Source organism: Demequina lignilytica (genome assembly GCF_030418375.1).
GTDB classification, from domain to species: Bacteria; Actinomycetota; Actinomycetes; order Actinomycetales; family Demequinaceae; genus Demequina; species Demequina lignilytica.
On the sequence record NZ_JAUHPZ010000010.1, the window covers coordinates 1 to 19,300 of the forward strand.

The following is a 19,300-nucleotide window of genomic DNA, read 5'->3' on the forward strand; positions in this document are numbered from 1 at the left end:
CGGCTTCCTCACACGCGCCGAGCTCGCCGCATACCTGCGGGCGCGGACCGCGGGCGACGGGTCCTGACCCGAGCCGTGTCCGGAGAGTGCACGAGGGTACGGAATCGATCGATTCCGTACCCTCGTGCACTGCTGGGGCGCAGGCGCGCGGTCGGGTCAGCGACCGCGGCGGCGGCCCCCACCGGCGGAGAACGATGCGGCGCTCGAGTGACCGCCGGCGTGGCGGTTGCGCGCGGCGCCGCCGGAGCGACCGGCACCGGAGCCGCTGCCGCCGTTGCCGCCCGAGCGACCGGCACCCTGGCCCTGGCGCGAGCCCGCATCCTGACGACCCGGACGGCCGTCGTTGGACCGAGCGTTGCCGGCACCCTGGCGGGCGGGACGCGCATCGTTCTGGTGCTGGCGACCGCGGCCGCCCTGGCGGGCGTCGTTCTGGTGCTGCGCGCCGCCGCGGCGGCGACCGCCGCCGCCGGACTGGCGACGCGGCTGGTCGGCGACCGGCGCCGGGGCGACCTTCGGAGCGACCTCGCCGATCAGCGCGACCACCTGCGAGGAGGACGCGTTGACCGCCTCGGGCCTCACCGAGATCTTCGCGCGGCTGAGCAGCTGCGCGGTGTCGCGCTTCTGCTCGGGCAGGACCAGGGTGACCACGTCGCCCTCCGAGCCCGCACGCGCGGTGCGGCCCGAGCGGTGGAGGTACGCCTTGTGCTCGGCCGGCGGATCCACGTGGACCACGAGCTCGATGCCGTCGACGTGGACGCCGCGGGCGGCCACATCGGTGGCGACCAGCACCTTCGCCTCGCCCGCCGCGAAGGCGGCGAGGTTGCGGTCGCGGGCGTTCTGGGACAGGTTGCCGTGCAGGTCGACCGCGGGGATGCCGTCGGCCGTGAGCTGCTTCGCCATCTTCTTGGCCTGGTGCTTGGTGCGCATGAACAGCACACGGCGACCCGTGCCGGAGGCGAGCGCGTGGACCACGTCCCGCTTCGCGCCGGCGTCCGCGACGTGGAACACGTGGTGCGTCATCGCCTCGACCGGACTCTCGGCCGAGTCGACCGAGTGGGTGACGGGCTGGTCGAGGAACTTCTTCACCAGGGTGTTCACGCCGTTGTCGAGCGTGGCGGAGAACAGCATGCGCTGGCCGCGACGCGGGGTCGCGGTCATGATGCGGGTCACCCCCGGGAGGAAGCCGAGGTCGGCCATGTGGTCCGCCTCGTCGAGCACCGTGAGCTCGATCTGGTCGAGGGAGACGATGCGCTGCTTCATCAGGTCCTCGAGGCGACCCGGGCACGCCACGACGATGTCGACGCCGCGGCTGAGCGCCTGCTCCTGGCGGCGCTGGTTGACGCCGCCGAAGATGGTGGTGGTGGTGAGGCCCACGGACGCCGCGAGCGGCGCGATGACCGCGTCGATCTGGGTGGCGAGCTCGCGGGTCGGGCACAGGATGAGCGCGCGGGGGCGGCCGGCCGCGGCGCGACCCTTGCGGTTCATGAGGCGCGCGACCACCGGGAGCGAGAACGCGAGGGTCTTGCCGGAGCCGGTGCGGCCGCGGCCGAGCACGTCGCGGCCCGCGAGCGAGTCGGGAAGCGTGGACTCCTGGATGGGGAACGCGGACGTCTTGCCGTCGCGCTCGAGGACGGTGGTGAGCTGCGTGGGAACGCCGAGCTCGGAGAAGGTCTGGGTCACGTCTGGTGCCTTTCGGGGCAGGGCGCCGGTCGCGCGAGGGCGCGTGGTTCTTCACCGCACGCATGAGCGTGCGGCACCGGCGATGGTGGCGAATCGCGGAGGTGTCCGCGTTCGTTCGCCGAAGAGAGGATTTCTACGAGCCGCGCGAATCTCGGGGACTGGCGCTGGCGAGAAGGAGAAGCAATCTGCGACGCATGCGCTCGCTGGGGCGGCGCACCCGGCAAGGATAGCAGGCGGTTCTGAGAGTCCCCTGGCATGGGAGGATTCTCGCCATGGCGGTGGCGAGCGAGCGCATCATCGAGAGGGCGCAGGACGACTTCGGGGCGACGGCCGCGCAGGTCCTGACCCGGCTCGAGCGGCTGGGCGTGGGGCACGAGGTGGACGCCGAGCGTGTCCAGGCGGCCGTGCTGCTGGTGGCGCGCGGCAACCGCGTGATGCTCGACGATGCGCTGGAGCACGCCCGCGACGACTGGCGGGACCTGCTGGACCGGGCCGGGCTGGCGGGCGAGGGCTGGCGGGCGCGCCTGGACGAGGCGCTCGGGCTCGGCTGACGGGACGCGGCGTCAGCGGTCGGAGCGCTGCTCGTAGCGGACGCCCTGGGACCGCAGCCACGAGCCGAGGTCGCGGAGCTGGTCCGCGCCCAGCTGATCCGCCTTGCCCAGATCCACGCGCCGCTGATCCTGCTCGATGAACATCCGGATCGAGTCGCGCGGGCCCTCGGCGATGAGGAGCACGGGGTGGTCGAGCGAGTAGCGCACCGCGCGGCCGCGGAGCCGGCGCCCGCCGTGGCGGACCTCGAGGCGACCGTCGACCAGCCGCAGGTGGGTCGCATCGTCCCACCACTGGCCCAACGTGAAGGCGAGTCCCAGCAGCGCGAACACGATCGCGGCGGCGGGAAGCACCACGTTGCCCGCGCCGCCCTGCCCGTCGCCGCTGGGCCTGCCGATCGCGATCGCGAGCGCGACCACGCCGAACACGGCGATGGCGACCAGGAAGGCGGCCCGGAGCGCGAGGGTCGCGCGGCGGCCGACGTGGAGGACCAGCTCGGGGTGCACGGGGTCGGACGGGGTGCTCACGCTCTCCACGGTAGCCGCGCCGGCCGGGTGCCCCGTCACCGGGCGGCGAGGTCGACGACTACCAGGCGCGCCGACCACGCGCCGATGATCTCGGCCGCCACCGCGTGGACGGGGTGATCGAGGTAGACATCGCGGGCGGCCGCGTCGACGAAGGCGACGACGAGCCCCCACCCGTAGCCGGCCTCGAGCCCCTCGGGACTCACGCTCGGGCCGACGGTCACCTCCGCGATCCCGGGGATCTCGGCCCTGAACAGCCCGATCTGCGTGTGCAGACGCTCGAGCTCCGCGGCGGGCATCCCGTCCCGCCAGTCGACCAGGACCACGTGCACGATGCGCCCGTCGGTCGTCATGGCGCCACGCTACCGGGGATGACGGTGTGCACGAACAGCGCCGCCTCGTCGAGGTCCGCGGGCTCGATTCCGCGGTCGGGGCGAGGCGAGATGGTGAGCAGCCGGCCGCCGGGCCAGAACTCGGGCGCCGGCTGCCCCGTCGCGGCGAGCTCGTCTCGCCACCCGTCGATCAGATCGTCGATCCAGATCACGCCGGCGTGGGTCGCGAGCGCCTCGCGGGCGCGGTCGGCCTTCCACCAGCCCTCGACGGCGAACGCTCCCCCGCCCTCACCCTCGAGGCACGGCCAGTCCTCGCCGAGGCCGATCGCCGGGCCCAGGTAGCGGGCGGCACGGAACCCCCAGGTGGTGCACCACGCGGGCTCGACGCCGGGCAGGGCGGCGATCCGGGCCAGGCGCTCGACCATCGCACCCGACCAGGTGATCTCCATGCCGAACAGCACCGGCGCGGTGCGCCAGGACGATGCGGGCCACCCCGTCCGCTCGGTGCCCGGGAGGTCGTAGGGCGCGATGACGCCGTCCACGTCGACCAGCAGGGCGACGGACGGGGGTCCCTCACGCGGGGCCGCGGCGGCCATGGTTCCGACGCTACGCCGCGGAGCACGCCGGCGCCCGGAGCGGAGCGGCGGCTACGTCCGCCGGGCCCCGGCCCAGTCGCGTGCGTGGGCCCGTGCCGCGTCGACGGCGGCTCGCCGCGACCGCAGCGTCTCCGCGTCGTCGCCTGGGCGCGTCGCGGCCTCCGCGTCGAGCGCCTGGGACAGCTCGCCCACGACGGCCAGGCCACGCTCAGCGGCGCCCCTGCGGTCGTCTGTCGGCGCCGTCTCGATGAGCCCGTGCAGCTGGCGGTCCGCATCGAGCACGCGCGGGCGCGCGGCCTGCCACGTCTGCGCCGCCTCGGCCGCGGTGGGCTTGGCGAGCACCTGCGGCACCAGCGAGTCCTCGAACCACGAGACCTCGGCCCGCGCGCGCTCCAGCTGCCGGTCCCACGACCGGCGCGCGGCCACCACGCGCCACACCAGGATGACGAGCACCAGCGCGGCGGCGCCCGCCAGCAGCCAGAGCCACCACGGCAGCGATCCGTCGTCGACATCGTCGCCCGTTGCGGGCGACGCGCTCGGGGACGCCGAGGCGGTCTCCGAGGGCGCCGGCGCCTCGGTGACTGTCTCGGTCGGCTGGGCGACGGGCGCCTCGGTCACGGTCTCCGTCGGTTGCGGCTCCGCCGTCTCGCTCGGTCGGGCGGGGAGCGAGATGTCGGGGAGCCGGGACACGTCGATGTCGGGCAGGCTGTCGCAGGCGGACACGCCCAGGACCGCTGAGGCCCCGATGACGCCCGCGACGAGCCCCTTGACGATGCGTCTCACGGTCCGCCCCCTTCGTCGGCGTGCTTCTCGCGAGCGTAGCGGACGGGTGCGACGCGGCGACGATCGCCGCCCCGCGGGAGTCCGCGGCACGACGATCGACGCCGTCTCAGCGCAGCACGGCCCCGAACTTCTCGGAAGCCGCCGCGATGATCGCGTTGCGCACCTCGAGAACCTCATCCGCCGAGAGCGTGTGGTCCGCGTCGCGCATCTTGACGTTGATGGCGAGGCTCTTCTTGCCCTCGCCGATCTGCTCGCCCGTGTAGACGTCGAACACGCGCGCGTCCTCGACCAGGCCGTCGCCCGCGGCGAGGACCACGTCGACGAGCGCACCCGCGGGCACGTCGGAGGCGACCACGAACGCGAAGTCCTCTTTGGCCAGCACCTGGCCGGACACGGGCGAGGCCGTGACCAGCACGCCCTCGCTCTCGTCGATCATCGGGTCGAGGCGCATCTCGAACGCGACCGTGCGCGCCGGCAGGCCCAGGTTCTCGCACACCTTCGGGTGCAGCTCGCCGGCCAGGCCCACGAGCTCGCCCTCCAGCCAGTACACGGCCACGCGGCCGGGGTGGAACGGCGCCGTGGTGATCGCACCGTGCGCGTCGGGCGTGATCTCGAGGACCACGCCGCAGGCGCGCTCGACCCTCTCGGCCATCGCCATCGCGTCGGTCCACTTCCACGGCGTGGCGTGACCGTCCCAGCCGGCGGCGACCTTGTTGCCGGTCATGATGCCCGCCACGCGGCGGATCTGGCCCGGCAGAGCCTCGTTGAGCGCCTCCACGTCGTCGGGCGTGATGCCCTCGCCCGAGAACGTGCTGGGCACCTTGCCGATGCGCGACTGCAGGTAGGCGCGGCCGGTCTCGTAGACGGCCACGTCCTGCGCGCCGCGCCCGAGGTTCACCTTGACGGCGTCGACCAGCGAGGCCAGCAGCCCGGGACGCATGAGCGGAAGCTCGGCGCTCAGCGGGTTGGCGAGGCGCACCACCAGGTCGCGCCGCGCATCGTCCGGCGGCAGCAGCAGGTCGTCCAGCCGCTTCTCGGAGATGAAGGGGTAGGAGAGCACCTGGGTCAGCCCGGCCTCCGCGAGCGAGCGCGCGACCGACTTCCGCACCAGCTGCGAGTGCGTGTAGCCGCGGCCCGGGGGCGCGATCGGCAGCACCGACGGCAGGCCCTCGTACCCCTGCAGGCGCGCGACCTCCTCGACCAGGTTGATCCGACCCTCGAGATCCGCGCGCCAGGTCGGGCGCGTGACGATCAGCACCTCGCCGTCGCGCTCGACGGCGCAGCCCACCTCGGTGAGCGAGTCGATGACCTGCTCCGCGGTGTACGGCACGCCCACGATCCGGGCCGGGTAGTCCCAGTCCATCTCGATCTCGGCGATCGTCGGAACGTCGTCCACGTCCGTGTAGACGTCCTCGACGACTCCCCCGCCGAACTCGACCAGGAGGTTCAGCGCGCGCTGGACCGCGACCGGCGGCAGCGCGGTGTCGACGGCACGCTCGAACCGGCGGGACGCCTCCGAGCCGAGCTTGTGGCGCCGCGCCGTTCGCGCGATGGTGATGGGGTCGAAGTGCGCGGCCTCGAGCAGGATGTCGGTGGTGGTCTCGGAGACCTCCGTCGACGCGCCGCCCATGACGCCGGCCATGCCGATGGGCCGGGCGCCGTGCCCGCCCTCGGAGTCGGTGATGAGGAGGTCCTCGACGTGCAGCGCGCGCTCCGCGTCGTCGAGCGTGACGATGCTCTCGCCGGACGATGCGCGGCGCACCACGATCGGCGCAGTGACCTTCGCGAGGTCGTAGGCGTGGAGGGGCTGGCCCAGCTCGAGCATGACGTAGTTGGTGACGTCCACGGCGAGCGAGATCGACCGCATGCCGGCGGCCTCGAGCCGCTGCCTCATCCACGCGGGCGGCGCGGCGGTCGGGTCGAAGCCGCGCAGGATCCGCGCCACGAAGCGGTCGCAGCCGACGGTCCCGCGCACGGGCGCGGCGTCCTCGATCAGCACCTCGAAGCCGGCGCCGGCGGCGCCCGACACGGGCAGCGCGGCGGGGTCGGTGAAGGCCTGACCGGTGGCGTGGGCGTACTCGCGCGCCACGCCGCGGATCGAGAACGAGTAGCCGCGGTCCGGCGTGACGTTGATCTCGATGGTCGACTCGTCGAGCCCGAGCAGCGCGATGGCGTCCTGGCCGGGGGTCAGGTCGGCGGCGTCGAAGCCCATGTCGGTGAGCACGATGATGCCCGTGTGGTCGTCGCCGAGCCCGAGCTCGCGCGCGGAGCAGATCATGCCGTCCGACCAGTGGCCGTACGTCTTGCGCCCCGAGATCGGGAACGGCCCGGGCAGCTCGGCGCCGGGCAGCACCACGACCACCCAGTCGCCCTCGACGAAGTTGTGCGCGCCGCAGACGATCCCGCGCGAGGACGGGTACTCCACCTTGTTGTCGGGCTTGCGGCCCGGACCGGCGGGGTCGTTGTGCTCGCCGACGTCGACGCGGCAGTAGTTGATGGTCTTGCCGTTGGACTGCTCCTCCTTGACCAGCGACATGACGCGGCCGACCACGAGCGGGCCCTTGACGCCGGAGCCGTGGATGCCCTCCTCCTCGAGCCCGATCCGGGCGAGGGCGGTGACCACGTCCTCGGGGGTGGACCCGGGCACCAGGTCGACGGACTCCGCGAGCCACGTGAGCGGAATCTTGGGCATCAGATCTCCATCCCGAACTGCTGAGAGAAGCGCACGTCGCCCTCGACCATGTCGCGCATGTCGGTGACGCCGTGGCGGAACATCAGGGTGCGCTCGATCCCCATGCCGAACGCGAAGGCCGTGTACTTGTCGGGGTCGATCCCCGCGGCGATGAGGACGTTGGGGTGCGTCATGCCGCAGCCGCCGAGCTCGATCCAGCCGGTGCCCCGGCAGGTGCGGCACGCCGCGTCCTCGCCGTTGCACACGAAGCAGCGCATGTCCATCTCCGCGCTGGGCTCGGTGAAGGGGAAGAAGGACGGGCGCAGGCGCGTGACCGCGTCGGGGCCGAACATCGCCTGGACGAAGTGGTCGAGCGTGCCCTTGAGGTGCGCCATGGTGAGGCCCTTGTCGATCGCGAGCCCCTCGAGCTGGTGGAACACCGGCGTGTGGGTCGCGTCGAGCTCATCGGTGCGGAAGGTCTTGCCCGGGCAGATGACGTAGATGCCGTGGCCGTGCTCCTCGAGGGCCTCGCGGCGCTCGAGGGCGGCGCGCACCTGCACCGGCGAGGTGTGGGTGCGCAGCAGCAGGCCCGAGTCCGGCGGGTCGATGAAGAACGTGTCCTGCATCTCCCGCGCCGGGTGGTCGGGGTCGAAGTTGAGGGCGTCGAAGTTGAACCACTCCGCCTCCATCTCCGGTCCCTCGGCGACCTCCCAGCCCATGGACACGAACACGTCGCACATGCGGTCCTGCATGGTCTCGATCGGGTGGCGGGCGCCCACGGAGGCGCGGTTCACGGGAAGCGTGACGTCCACGGCCTCCTCGATCAGCACGCGCGCGTCGCGCTCGGCCTCGAGCTCCTCGGTGCGGGCGGCCAGCGCCCGGCCGATCGTGGCCCGGGCCGCGCCCATCGCCTTGCCCGCGGCCGCCTTGTCGGCGGGCTCGAGGTCCTTGATGCCTCGGTTCGCGAGCGTCAGCGCCGCCTTGTCGCCCGTGTGGGCGATGCGCGCGTCCTTGAGCTCGTCGAGCGTGGCGGCCTGCGCGAACGCGGCGAGCGCCGCCTGCACGGCGTCCTCGACGCCGACGGCGTCGAGCGGGGAGAGATCAGTCATGAGCGACCCTTCACAGCCTGGAAAAACCTACGGAAGTCTATCGGTCGCGCGGGGCTCTCCGGCCGGCGATGCTGCGGGTGGCACGGCGGTGGGACGATGCGGGCGCGAGCGCGGGTCAGGCCCGGGGGTCCTCCCCGGGCCTAGATAAACAGACGCACGGCGGCGCGCGGCAGGCGGCGGCTCGGACTCGTGGTCATGACCTCACCGTACCAGCCGTCTCGATGCGCCGGCCGGCCCGTCAGAGCCGGCGGCTCTCGTAGGCGACGCCCTTCTCGACCACGCGCCCGGAGACCAGCGCCTCGTCGGCGGCGACGATCCAGTAGCGGAGACGATGGTCGGCTCCCGTCGCCTCGACCCAGCCCGCGCTGACGCCCACGTCGAACTCGGCGCCCACCGCATCGTCCAACGCCCGGGCGGCGGAGCGGCGCATGCGCTCGACCGCCACGGCCGGATCCTCGTCGTCGTCGAGCAGGAGGACCGCCGCGAACTCGTCGCCGCCGAGGCGACCCACCAGGTCGCGCGGCCCGGCGCCGCGCACCAAGCCGTCCGCGACCGCCGCGAGCGCCGCGTCGCCGCTCTCGTGTCCCGCGCCGTCGTTGACGGACTTGAAGTGGTCGAGGTCGAACACGGCCACCACGGAGCGGGCGCGCTTGCGCCGGGCCGTGTAGAGCATCGTCGCGCCGGTCGCGTCGAAGTGATGCCGGTTCGCCAGGCCCGTCAGCGCATCGGTACGCGCCCGCAGCGACATCTCGCCCGCGGGGCGACGCAGCACCCAGAGCACCAGGGCGAGGATGCCCGTGATGCCGATGATCGCGATGGTGAAGAACGTCATGGTGCGATCCACGGCGGCGACCGCGGGCAGCACGTCGGCGCTTTCGATCTGGACGGTGAGGACCCACGGGATGTCGTCCGACACCGGCCGCTCGTAGGACACGAGCGACTCCTCCACGCGCACGATCCCGTTCTCGACCTCGACCGTCTCGGCGTCCGCGGGCATCGCGATGTCGGCATCGCCCGCGAGCAGCGTGCCGTCGGCCCCGGACAGGCGCGCCGCGCCGTAGCCGGCCGCGGGCGACTGCGCGAGCATGCTGGTGAGCATCGCGGAGTCGAGCCGCACGACGGCGATACCGCTGGGCTCCGCCCCCGGGACCGTCACGACCATGGCCGCGGTGATCGTGGTGCGACCGCCAGGGGTGACGACCGGGTCGGCCCACTGCACCCCCGGTTCCGAGACGTCCGCCTGCTCCCACACGACGTCGCTCACCGGCGGCGGCGGGCGCAGGCCCTCGGGGGCATCCGTCGGCTCGAGGGCGGCGTCCAGCAAGGTGGTGGCGACGGACCCGTCCGACGTGGTGACCGAGTATGCGTAGCCGTCCTCGACGCGGGCGAGGTCGTGGGCCGTGCCGTCGGCCGACGCCACCGTCAGGCCGGTGATCGCCTGCTGCGACTCCATCGCCGAGGCGAGCGCCTCCAGCACCCGATCGGCATCGCCCAGCGCGTCCGGCGTCGAGCCCAGCAGCACCGTCATGGACCGCAGCGCGGTCTCCGCGGGACGGGTCGCGGCGGCCACCTGGACCGCCGTCGCGTCGCCGACCAGGGCCACGCCCTCGACGGACACGCGACGCGAGTCCGCGTCGACGCTCGCGCGCACCACGATCGAGATCATGCCGATCAGCGCCAGGGCGCCCAGGACGATCCCGAAGACCCACGCGAGGGGATCGCTGGCCCCGCGCAGCGTGTAGCGCGACATCAGCTCCCCACCGCCATCGCTGCTCCGTCCCCCAACGTACGCCCCCCGACGTTTGCGGTGGAGCCTAGCAGGGGCTTTGTGCGATTTGGGAGGATGTGACCAGCGTCACCACCGAGTGCCGAACAGCACCAGCAGCGCGAGGATGATCACCACGGTGTTGACGGCCGGCATGGCGACGCGCAGGCCCGTGGGGATCGTGGGGTTCTTCACGAACACGATGTTCATGAGGAACATGAAGAAGGCGAGGATGGTGGTGATCGAGAGGACCACCACCGGGATGCTGCCGACGAGGGGCCAGAGCAGCAGCAGCACCGGCGCGAACATCGTGATCTTCGCGCGGGTGGGCACGTGGGCGCCCATCTTGAGGATCGGCTTGCCGTCGAGGTACAGCGTCTGGAAGCCGGGGATCACGCCGTTGGCGGAGAGCTTCGCGACCGACCCGTTGCGCATGGGGATCTGCCACGCGCCCTTGCGGCGCTTCACGACGGTGCCGTCGATGCGCACCTTGTACAGCAGCCCCAGGACTCCGACGACCTCGACCTTGCCACGCGCTCCGGGGATCTCCAGCACGCGGGTGTTGTCCATCGGTCCTCCTCGGTTCGCCGGGGCCGCGCTCAGCGCCGGTCCCCGGGGAGACTACCAGCCGGCGCGCGGCCGTCCTCCCCGCCCGCGGCATCGTCGACCCGCACCACCGGGACCTGCCCGGTGGTGCCCGCGACGTGGCCGAACGCGTACGTGCGGCCCTTGTGCGCGCGCTTGCCCGTGACGAGGGCCTCGTCGGCCGCGCTCACGAGCGCATCGGGGTCGTAGCCACATTCGGCCGTGGTGGCGAAGCCCGCGGTGACGCCCACCACCCCGGCGGCGCGGAGCGACTCGTGGATGGCGATCTCGACGTCGTCGCGGAGCCGGCGGGCGACCTCGACCGGGGACCCCCGCTCCGCGAGCCGGAGCACCGCGGCGAACTCGTCGCCGCCCAGGCGAGCGGCGACGTCGCGGGTACGCAGGGAGGCGAGCATGGCGTCGCCGACCGCCGCGAGCACCACGTCGCCAGCGTCATGGCCCTCCGCATCGTTGAGCCGCTTGAAGTCGTCGAGGTCGAGCGCGACCACCATGACGGTGTCGCCCTGGGTCCTGGCCGAGGCGACGATGCCGCGGAGCCGCCGCGGGAACTCGTACCTGTTCGCCAGGCCCGTGAGCGCGTCCGTGCTCGCGCGGTGCCGCATCGTCCTCACCGGACGCCACATCTGCCAGGCGAGGATCGACGCGACGGCGACGAGCGCGAGGCTCACGGCCGCGATCGTGAAGGTCGCCGTGCGGAAGCTGGCGAGGCCGGGCGCGAGATCGCGCGCGTCGGTCTCGAGGTGGAGGATCCAGTCGAGACCCGTCGCGGGATCGAGCGACCGCTCGAGCGTGACCACCGTGTCGCGGGTCGCGAACACGTCGCCGCCGTCACCGCCCGGCGTGGGGGCGGTGCTGGGAAGCCCGATCTCGCCGGCCAGGGGAACCTCGCCGGTCTCGGACAGGACGTCGCGGACCAGGTCCCGGGATCCCGCGGGAGCGGCGATCACCCGGCGGTCGCCGGTCAGGATGAAGGCGCCGGCGTCCTCGCCGATCGGGATGTCGTCCAGCAGCGCGCCGAGGGAGTCCGGGTCGAGGTCGGCGCCGACGACCAGGATCGAGCCGCCATCGCCGGACAGCGCCTGCACCGGCGAGACGACGAGCTCCCCGGTTCGCACCGAGATGTACGGATCGGTCCACGTGAGGCCCGCGCCGTCGACCGCCGCGTCGTACCAGGGGCGGGTGTCGAGGTCGTAGGCGCCGTCCTCCGCGTCGATCGCCGTGATCGCGTGGTCGGGGCCGAGCTCGGACCGCTCCACGTGGGCCCGCCCGGGATCTCCGTCGATCGGGGTGATCTCGTAGACGGTGTAGCCGGCGTCGGCCGTCGCGACGGCGAGCACCTCGCCCGAGGGCCAGCCGATGAAGATCGAGCCGACGCCCGGCTCGCGGTCGAGCCGGTCCGCGAGCGCGCCGATCAGGTCGGCGGTGTCGGGCACACCCCGCCTGTCGAGCTCGGAGACCGTGCCGCGCACCACGTCCGAGGCGGAGTCGAGCGCGGTCGCCACGCGCTCCGTCATCAGGTCGCCGACGTACGAATAGGTGTCGCGCGCGGCGGCCTCCGCGCCCCGATCGGCGACCACGACCGCGGTGACGGCGATCAACGCCTGGACCACGAGGATCGCGACGACCGCCACGGCGGCGACGAGCATGCCGCGCAGGCGCGAGACGCGCAGGCGGAGCTTCCGGATCCTCATGGACCCAATTGTCGGCCGTGCGGGGACGTGCCTGGTGCGACGGGAGGCGTGGACTTGGTCACATGGGGGTTCCTCGCGGGTTGTCCCCGGCCTTCGTGTCCGGTTTGTCGGGAATGTCAGAGGGTGCTGATGGGATGGTCCCATGTTGATCTCGGCGGACCGGGTGGCGCCCCTCGCGGATGCGGTGGGACGCCTCGACGCGCGCGAGACGTCGGACCTGCGGCGCCCCGAGGTGCTCGAGGCGCTGGAGGCATGCGGGCGGCTCGCCGCGGCGGCGCGGCTCCCGCTGGCGATCATGGCGGCGGAGGTGGCGGCGCGCTCCCCGCGCGACGCGTCGAGCCTCGCGCGGCGCGAGGGGTACTCGTCAGCCGAGCGGCTGGTCGCGGCGCGCTGCGGGGTCTCGATCGCCGAGGCTATCCGGCTCATCGAGGCGGGGCGGGCCTTCATGACGCCGGACGATGCGGGCCCCGGAGGCGGCGGAGAACCCGAGGGCGGCGGCGGTCCGGAAGGCGGGCCGGATGACGGCGGTGGCGGGCCGGGCGATGGCGGCGGGGGTCCGGGCGATGGCGGTGGCGGGCCGGATGGCGGAGGTCCGCCGCCTCCTCCGCCCCCTCCGCTCGGGCCGGTCGCCGCCGCGCTCCGCGACGGGCGCATCGGCACCGACGCAGCCGCCCTGATCCGCGAGACCCTGCGAGCGCTGTCGGACCCGGCCCTCCCGGGAGCGCTCGGGCGGGAGGCGCGGCTCGCGATGGAGCGCGACCTGGTCGCCCGCGCGTGCACGCTTGACCTGCGTGATCTGCGGGCGTGCTGCGCGCGGCTCCGCGCCAGCCACGACGCGCGCAGCCGTGCGGAGCGCGAGCGGCGCCTGCGGGCGCAGCGGCATCTCACCTTCACCGAGCAGTCGGACGGGATGGTGCTGCTCCAGGCTCGGCTCGATCCCGAATCCGCGCTGCCCGTACGCGCGTGGTTCGACGCGCAGGTCAAGCGGACCCTGCAGGCGGCGAAGGAGTCGGACGTGCCGGACTCGCGCTCCTCGGGGCAGATCAGGGCGGACCTGATGGTGCAGCTCGCGAACCACGGACTTCGCTGCGGCAGCCCGGGCGACCGCGCCCCGGCTCAGGTGATCGTCCACGTCGAGCTGGAGTCGCTCCGGAGCGGCCTCGGCGAGGTGCGTCCCGAGACCGCGGGGCTGCCGCTCAGCGTCGAGTCGGTGCGCCGGATGTGCGCCGACATCGAGATCATCCCCGCGGTCCTCGGATCCCGGTCGCTCCCGTTGGACGTCGGGAGGCGGGTGCGGCCGTTCTCAGCCGCCCAGCGACGGGCGTTGGCGGCGCGGGACGGGGGCTGCGCGTGGTGCGGGGCGCCCGCCGCGTGGTGCGAGGCCCACCACATCGTGCCGTGGGCCCGGGGCGGCGGGACCGATCTGTCGAACGGCGTCCTGCTCTGCCGTGGATGTCATCTGCGGATCCACGACACGCGCTGGGAGGTCGAGGTGCGCGGCGAGGAGGTCGTCTTCATCCCTCCGCCCGAGGTCGACGCTGGGCGTGAGCCGCGTCCGGCAGCGCGACAACGCACGGCGGCACCCCGAGGCGGCCGCGACCGAGGCGGCCCGGCGGGAGGAGTCCCGACCGAGCAGGCCCGCCACGCCGTGACCGTCCACGTGTCGACGCGGGACGGCGGAGACGACGGCGAGGACGGCGCGGCAGGTGAGAGTCCCGCGGGAGTGCCACATGACCGGCGGATCGACGACGACGCGACGACGACGCCGCAACCGGGCGCGGGAGCGCTCTGGTGACGGCTCCGCGGCGGCGAGGTGACGCTGGGTACAGGTTCCCGCGTGCCAATGTGCCGCGAGGTACAGGTTCAGGCGTGCTGTGCCGACGCGGAGGCGTACAGGCACACCGTGGCCGCCGTCGCCAGGTTCAGGCTCTCCGCCCGACCGTAAATGGGGATGCGCACCACGGCGTCGGCGAGCGCGAGCTCGTCCTCGCTCAGGCCCCAGGCCTCGTTGCCGAACACCCACGCTGTCGGCGACGCGAGTGACTCCGCTCCCCCGGCGCCCGCGCCGGCCTCGGGATCGCCCAGGAGGTCCTCGCCCGAACCGTCGGCGGCCAGGACCGTCAGCCCCGCCGTGCGGAGCGCCTCGACGGCTTCGCCCAGCGGAGCGCGCGCGACCGGGAGGTGGAAGAGCGAGCCCGCCGTCGAGCGGATCACCTTGGGGTTGCCCGGGTCGACCGACTCCCCCGCGAGCACCACCGCGTCGGCGCCCGCCGCGTCGGCCGCGCGGATCACGGCACCGGCGTTGCCGGGGTCGCGCACGTTCGACAGCACCGCGACCAGGCGGGGGCGGGCGGCGACCACGTCGTCGAACGAGACGCCCGTCGAGGCGAGGACGGCGACCACGCCCTGCGCGTCCGCGCTCATCGCGCCGAGCACCTCGGGAGTGCCCAGATGCACGTACAGCCCCGCCGCGATCGCCTCCGTGGCGATCTCGGGGTGACGCGCGTGCGCATCCTCGGTGAGGTAGACGTCATGCACGCGATCGGCGGCGTGACGCACCGCCTCGCGGACCGACTGAGGCCCCTCGACCAGGATCACGCCTGCCCGGGAGCGTGCAGAACGCCCCGCCAGTGCCGCGACTCTCTTGAACCGCTCGGCCCTCGGATTCGAGAGCGTGACGGAGAGGTCTGCAGGCCCGGCGGGGCGTTCCGACATGGTGGCCGTGCTTACGCGGCGGGCGCGTTGACGTCGGCCGGGAGGGCCTTCTTCGCCACCTCGACGAGCGCCGCGAAGGCAGCCTCGTCGTTCACCGCGAGCTCGGCGAGCATGCGGCGGTCAACCTCGATCTCCGCGGCCTTGAGGCCCTGGATGAAGCGGTTGTAGGTGATGCCGTTCGCGCGGGCGGCGGCGTTGATGCGCTGGATCCACAGCTTGCGGAACTCGCTCTTCTTCGCGCGACGGTCGCGGTACGAGTAGACGAGGGAGTGGGTGACCTGCTCCTTCGCCTTCCGGTACAGGCGCGAACGCTGACCGCGGTAACCCGCGGCGCGCTCGAGGGTAGTCCGGCGCTTCTTCTGGGCGTTGACCGCCCGCTTGACGCGTGCCATTTCAGTTCTCCTAGGTACGTGTGTCGGGGCGGGCTTACTTGCCCAGCAGCTTCTTGATCTTCTTCGAGTCGGCGTCCGACAGGATCTGGTCCTGCGCGACACGGCGCTTGCGCGAGGAGTGCTTCTCCTCGAACTTGTGCACGTTCATGGCCGAGGCGTGCTTCACCTTGCCGGTGCCGGTGAGCTTGAAGCGCTTCTTGGCACCCGAGTGGGTCTTGTTCTTCGGCATTGCTGCCACTCCTTCTAGGTCTGGCTGGGACCGGTGGGACCCAGCACGTTTCACGGGCGGCCAGCGCCCGACATCTGTATGAGGCCTCCGCCTACTCGGCGGCCGGCTCCTCGACCTCCACGGCCTCCGGCTCGGCGCCCTCGGTCTCCGCCTCCTCGGCGGCTCCCCTCGGTGCCTTGCGGTGCTCGCGGGCCTCGGCCTCGGCGGCCTTGCGGGCCTCGCGGGCCTGGCGCTGCTCCTCCTTGGCCTCCGCCTTCTTCTTCAGCGGGCCCAGGACGAGCGACATGTTGCGCCCCTCCTGCGAGGGCATGTTCTCGACGACCCCGTACTCCTCGAGCTCGGCCGCCAGCTTCAGCAGCAGGCGACGGCCCATCTCGGGACGGGACTGCTCACGACCGCGGAACATGATCGTGACCTTGACCTTGTCGCCGCCCTTGAGGAAGCGGATGACGTGGCCCTTCTTGGTCTCGTAGTCGTGCTCGTCGATCTTGAGACGGAAACGCATCTCCTTGATCTCGGTGTTGGCCTGGTTGCGACGTGCCTCGCGTGCCTTCACCGCCGCCTCGTACTTGAACTTGCCGTAGTCCATCAGCTTGACGACGGGAGGACGCGAGTTGGGCGCGACCTCGACCAGGTCGAGCTCGGCGTCCTGCGCCAGACGCAGGGCATCCTCGATGCGGACGATGCCGACCTGCTCGCCCTTCGGACCGACCAGGCGGACCTCGGGGACCCGGATGCGCTCGTTGATGCGCGGCTCGTTGATAGCGGCTCCTTACCGTTGCTCTCGGACCGCCTCTCAGGCCGCCCCTCCCCGACAACGAGAAAGGCCCCTGCTCGAACGCGAGCAGAGGCCACCGCAGCACACGGCCCCCACCCCGCGCGGACGCGTGGCTGACGCCGTGACCGTGAACCCTGGTCCGTGAGGTCCGAGGGTGGGAGGTGGACTCCGCTTGCGCGTTGCGACGTGTGCCGCAACCGGTCGATGGACAAGAATAGCAACCATGAGCGAAGAAGACCAGGCCACACGTCCCGACACGCCGCGCGGCCCCTCCGGGTCGGACGATGCGGCGCGCGACATCGCCGAGGTGTCCGCCGTGGAACTTATCACCACCGTGAGCGTTCATCTGTTGAGCGCTGCGGCGCTCCGGTGCGGGCTGGCCGAGGAGGGTGAGGAGCACAAGGACCTCGACGAGGCACGTGCGATCATCACCGCCCTGGCGGGTCTCGTCACCGCTGCGGCACCTGACCTCGGCGACACGCATGCGCGGGCGTTGAGGGATGGGCTGCGGAGCGTACAGTTGGCATTCCGGGAGGCGTCGGTGATCCCGGACCGGCCCGGAGACGGGCCCGGTGAGAAGTACACGGGGGCGGTCACGTAGTGGCACAAGGGGACGACACCACCCGCGAGGAGACCCAGGTCCGCACGGACCTGGGTTCGCGCGGGCCTGAGGGCGAGCAGGTCTCGCCGGGTGACGTCCCCGACGGCGCAGCCGTCACCGCTCCCAACGACGATGCGGACACGGCGACCGACGAGCTCGCGACGGTGGCCGACACAGCAGACACGGCAGACGCGACCGGGGCCGACGATGCCTCCCGGCGGCCCTCCGTCCTGCCGCCCGACGTCGCCGCCGCTCGCACCGCGATGCACCGGCGCACCACCGAGATCCCGATCGTCACGTCCCGGTTCGCACCAGTCGTGGCGACCGGCTTCGGGGAGGACGATGCGGCGGACCCCCTGGTCGACTCCGACGCCCCGGCCTCCCCCGAGCCCGCCCCGAGCTCGGGCGCGCATCACCGACCGCATGTGGTCATCGAGCGCCGCGCCGGCCTGTGGTTCGCGATCGCGCTGCTCACCGTGCTGCTGATCGGCATCTCGACGCTTGCGGCCTACCTGTGGCATGTCTCGGACGAGTGGAGGGCGCAGGTCGAGGAGCTCACCGACGTGAGCTATGGGCTGGGCGACGACCTCGCGGCCGAGCGCGAGACGCTCGCCGCCGCCGAGGAGCGGATCGACCTCCTCACGGACCAGCTCGCCACCTCGAAGGACACCGTGAGCCGCCTCCAGGCCGAGAACGCGCGGTGGGGCGACGACGCCGCCTTCGCCCAGGAGCAGATCGGCCAGCTCGAGGACCTGATCGCCACCGGCACGGCCGCGACGAGCTCGCTCAACCGCTGCATCGAGGCGAACGACCAGCTGGTCGCCTACCTCGAGGCGCCCGACGACTACGACCCGGAGGAGATCGTGGCCTTCGAGGAGTCCGTCGCCGAGCTGTGCACGGAGGCCAACCGGGCCGCCCAGGAGTTCACCACGGCGGCGGCGCAGTGAGCGCTCGGCGGGTCCCGCGTCGCGCGATCCTCGCGGTCGCCCTCGCCATGGGGGCGGCCGGCTGCGGCGTGATCCCCCAGGCTCCCGACCCGATCCCCAGCGACTTCGTGCCGAGCCCGTCAGCCGAGCCCGGCGACGGACCCGGCGCCCTGTCCCCCGACGGCTTCACCGCGGCGCAGCGGATGACCGTGCGCGTGCGCAGCGTCGGATGCTCCGGCACCATCGTGCTGTCGACCGGCACCGGCTTCGCGCTCGACGAGCACACCCTGGTGACCAACCGCCACGTGATCGCGAACAGCAAGCGCATCACCATCACGACCTACGACGGACGCACCATCAACGTGACCGCCGCGACCACCTCCACCGCCGCCGACATCGCCGTGATCACCACCGAGGAGTCGCTCGGCAACGCCTTCGCCCAGACCGCCGAGGCGGATCCCGAGGTCGGCGACCTCGTGACCGTCGTGGGCTACCCGAACGGCGGACGGCTCACCACCTCCTCCGGCGTCGTGCTCGGCGCGACCGCCGACCCGCTCGGTGGCGCCGTCGACTCGGTCCTCGCCACCAGCGCCACCGTCAAGGTCGGCTCCTCCGGCTCCCCCGCGCTCGACGAGGACGGCCGCGTGATCGGTGTCGTCTACGCCAAGAACATCTCGGACCAGAGCTTCATCGTCCCCGTGTCGACCCTCAACGCCCTCCTCGAGGAGCCCGCCCTGTTCGTCCCCGAGTCCGCGTGCGCGGCCGACGCCGACGCGTCGTCCAACGCCTCGGCGTTCCTGCCATGACGACCCCCGACATGGATCCCGGCGGCCCCTGGCAGCCCACCGCATCGTCCGTGCCCGAGCCCGTCCCCGCGGAGCCCGCCGCGCGGGCGCCTCGCCGCGTCGGGATCGTCGTCGCGCTCGTGCTCGCGATCGTGGTCGCCCTCGGCTTCGCCGCGGCCTTCGCCTGGCAGTCGCTGGCGCGCGCGAACTGGGAGGCGCAGAACGACGCGCTCCGCCTCCGCGTCGAGGACCTCACCCTCACCCTCTCCGATCAGAACGCCCGGATGGCCGAGCTGGAGGAGGCCGAGTCCCAGCTCGAGACGCTCAAGGAGGAGTACTCCGCCGCGGTGAACACGGGCGCGAGAAGCACCGAGGTCGTGACCGAGCTCGAGCAGATCGTCGACGCCTACGGGCAGTGCGTGGAGGCGCAGCAGGAGCACTTCGAGGTCCTCAGGAACGCCGATCGCTACGTGGCGTCCTCGATCGTCAGCTCGGAGCGATCGATCGTCGAGTTCTGCGACCAGGTGCACCAGAGCTATGTCGCCTTCCGCGCCGAGAACGGCTGACG

At 72.7% G+C, this 19,300-nt stretch carries 20 protein-coding genes; 6 read left to right on the forward strand and 14 right to left on the reverse strand.

Annotated elements, in window-relative coordinates:
• Positions 1 to 156: 156 nt before the first annotated feature.
• Complete coding sequence (locus QQX13_RS11670) at positions 157 to 1,680, reverse strand: DEAD/DEAH box helicase (protein WP_301118311.1); 1,524 nt, start codon at positions 1,678 to 1,680, stop codon at positions 157 to 159.
• A gap of 272 nt (positions 1,681 to 1,952) precedes the next feature.
• Between QQX13_RS11670 and QQX13_RS11675 the strand changes: the two genes are divergently transcribed.
• A complete protein-coding gene (locus QQX13_RS11675) occupies positions 1,953 to 2,231 on the forward strand; it encodes a hypothetical protein (RefSeq protein ID WP_301118312.1) in 279 nt (92 codons plus the stop codon).
• Positions 2,232 to 2,243: 12 nt separating this feature from the next.
• Here the strand turns inward: QQX13_RS11675 and QQX13_RS11680 are convergent, their stop codons facing one another.
• The 9 genes from QQX13_RS11680 to QQX13_RS11720 form a co-directional block, all read right to left on the reverse strand.
• Positions 2,244 to 2,756 carry a hypothetical protein gene (locus QQX13_RS11680; protein WP_301118313.1) on the reverse strand — a complete coding sequence of 171 codons (513 nt, stop codon included), beginning with the start codon at positions 2,754 to 2,756 and terminating at the stop codon, positions 2,244 to 2,246.
• Positions 2,757 to 2,791: 35 nt separating this feature from the next.
• Entirely contained in the window at positions 2,792 to 3,106 is a 315-nt protein-coding gene (locus QQX13_RS11685) for a Dabb family protein (protein ID WP_301118314.1), read from the reverse strand.
• Positions 3,103 to 3,681, reverse strand: a complete 579-nt coding sequence (locus QQX13_RS11690) for an HAD domain-containing protein (protein WP_301118315.1) — start codon at positions 3,679 to 3,681, stop codon at positions 3,103 to 3,105. The genes QQX13_RS11685 and QQX13_RS11690 overlap by 4 nt, the downstream gene beginning before the upstream one ends.
• A 51-nt stretch (positions 3,682 to 3,732) precedes the next feature.
• Positions 3,733 to 4,464 (reverse strand): hypothetical protein, encoded by a 732-nt coding sequence (locus QQX13_RS11695; protein WP_301118316.1) that lies wholly within the window; start codon positions 4,462 to 4,464, stop codon positions 3,733 to 3,735.
• A gap of 106 nt (positions 4,465 to 4,570) precedes the next feature.
• The gene (gene pheT, locus QQX13_RS11700; protein ID WP_301118317.1) at positions 4,571 to 7,156 is read right to left on the reverse strand and encodes a phenylalanine--tRNA ligase subunit beta; all 2,586 of its coding nucleotides are present in this window, start codon (positions 7,154 to 7,156) and stop codon (positions 4,571 to 4,573) included.
• A complete protein-coding gene (pheS, locus tag QQX13_RS11705) occupies positions 7,156 to 8,244 on the reverse strand; it encodes a phenylalanine--tRNA ligase subunit alpha (protein WP_301118318.1) in 1,089 nt (362 codons plus the stop codon). Before pheS ends, pheT begins: the two co-directional genes overlap by 1 nt.
• 238 nt (positions 8,245 to 8,482) lie before the next feature.
• Positions 8,483 to 9,994 carry a GGDEF domain-containing protein gene (locus QQX13_RS11710; protein WP_301118319.1) on the reverse strand — a complete coding sequence of 504 codons (1,512 nt, stop codon included), beginning with the start codon at positions 9,992 to 9,994 and terminating at the stop codon, positions 8,483 to 8,485.
• A 105-nt stretch (positions 9,995 to 10,099) separates the two neighbouring features.
• Positions 10,100 to 10,579: a hypothetical protein gene (locus QQX13_RS11715; RefSeq protein WP_301118320.1), complete on the reverse strand. Its 480-nt coding sequence runs from the start codon at positions 10,577 to 10,579 to the stop codon at positions 10,100 to 10,102.
• Positions 10,580 to 10,608: 29 nt separating this feature from the next.
• Positions 10,609 to 12,306, reverse strand: a complete 1,698-nt coding sequence (locus tag QQX13_RS11720) for a sensor domain-containing diguanylate cyclase (RefSeq protein WP_301118321.1) — start codon at positions 12,304 to 12,306, stop codon at positions 10,609 to 10,611.
• A 142-nt stretch (positions 12,307 to 12,448) separates the two neighbouring features.
• Here QQX13_RS11720 and QQX13_RS11725 point away from each other — a divergent pair, with 142 nt between their 5' ends.
• Positions 12,449 to 14,101, forward strand: coding sequence for an HNH endonuclease (locus QQX13_RS11725; RefSeq protein WP_301118322.1), 1,653 nt, complete (start codon positions 12,449 to 12,451; stop codon positions 14,099 to 14,101).
• 68 nt (positions 14,102 to 14,169) lie between these two features.
• On the opposite strand, the gene QQX13_RS11730 is transcribed toward QQX13_RS11725, so the two are convergent.
• The 4 genes from QQX13_RS11730 to infC form a co-directional block, all read right to left on the reverse strand.
• Positions 14,170 to 15,021, reverse strand: coding sequence for a TrmH family RNA methyltransferase (locus QQX13_RS11730; protein ID WP_301153461.1), 852 nt, complete (start codon positions 15,019 to 15,021; stop codon positions 14,170 to 14,172).
• An 11-nt stretch (positions 15,022 to 15,032) separates the two neighbouring features.
• Positions 15,033 to 15,413, reverse strand: a complete 381-nt coding sequence (rplT, locus tag QQX13_RS11735) for a 50S ribosomal protein L20 (RefSeq protein WP_301118324.1) — start codon at positions 15,411 to 15,413, stop codon at positions 15,033 to 15,035.
• 34 nt (positions 15,414 to 15,447) lie between these two features.
• Positions 15,448 to 15,642: a 50S ribosomal protein L35 gene (rpmI, locus tag QQX13_RS11740; protein WP_062294442.1), complete on the reverse strand. Its 195-nt coding sequence runs from the start codon at positions 15,640 to 15,642 to the stop codon at positions 15,448 to 15,450.
• A gap of 91 nt (positions 15,643 to 15,733) precedes the next feature.
• Positions 15,734 to 16,405: a translation initiation factor IF-3 gene (gene infC / locus QQX13_RS11745; protein ID WP_301118616.1), complete on the reverse strand. Its 672-nt coding sequence runs from the start codon at positions 16,403 to 16,405 to the stop codon at positions 15,734 to 15,736.
• A gap of 238 nt (positions 16,406 to 16,643) precedes the next feature.
• On the opposite strand from infC, the gene QQX13_RS11750 reads away from it, so the two are divergent.
• The 4 genes from QQX13_RS11750 to QQX13_RS11765 are packed head-to-tail and all read left to right on the forward strand — an operon-like array spanning position 16,644 to position 19,298.
• A complete protein-coding gene (locus tag QQX13_RS11750) occupies positions 16,644 to 17,021 on the forward strand; it encodes a DUF1844 domain-containing protein (RefSeq protein ID WP_301118325.1) in 378 nt (125 codons plus the stop codon).
• The gene (locus QQX13_RS11755) at positions 17,021 to 17,968 is read left to right on the forward strand and encodes a hypothetical protein (RefSeq protein ID WP_301118326.1); all 948 of its coding nucleotides are present in this window, start codon (positions 17,021 to 17,023) and stop codon (positions 17,966 to 17,968) included. The genes QQX13_RS11750 and QQX13_RS11755 overlap by 1 nt, the downstream gene beginning before the upstream one ends.
• Entirely contained in the window at positions 17,965 to 18,753 is a 789-nt protein-coding gene (locus QQX13_RS11760) for a S1 family peptidase (RefSeq protein ID WP_301118327.1), read from the forward strand. Before QQX13_RS11755 ends, QQX13_RS11760 begins: the two co-directional genes overlap by 4 nt.
• Positions 18,750 to 19,298, forward strand: a complete 549-nt coding sequence (locus QQX13_RS11765) for a hypothetical protein (RefSeq protein ID WP_301118328.1) — start codon at positions 18,750 to 18,752, stop codon at positions 19,296 to 19,298. The genes QQX13_RS11760 and QQX13_RS11765 overlap by 4 nt, the downstream gene beginning before the upstream one ends.
• The last annotated feature ends 2 nt before the right edge of the window (positions 19,299 to 19,300 follow it).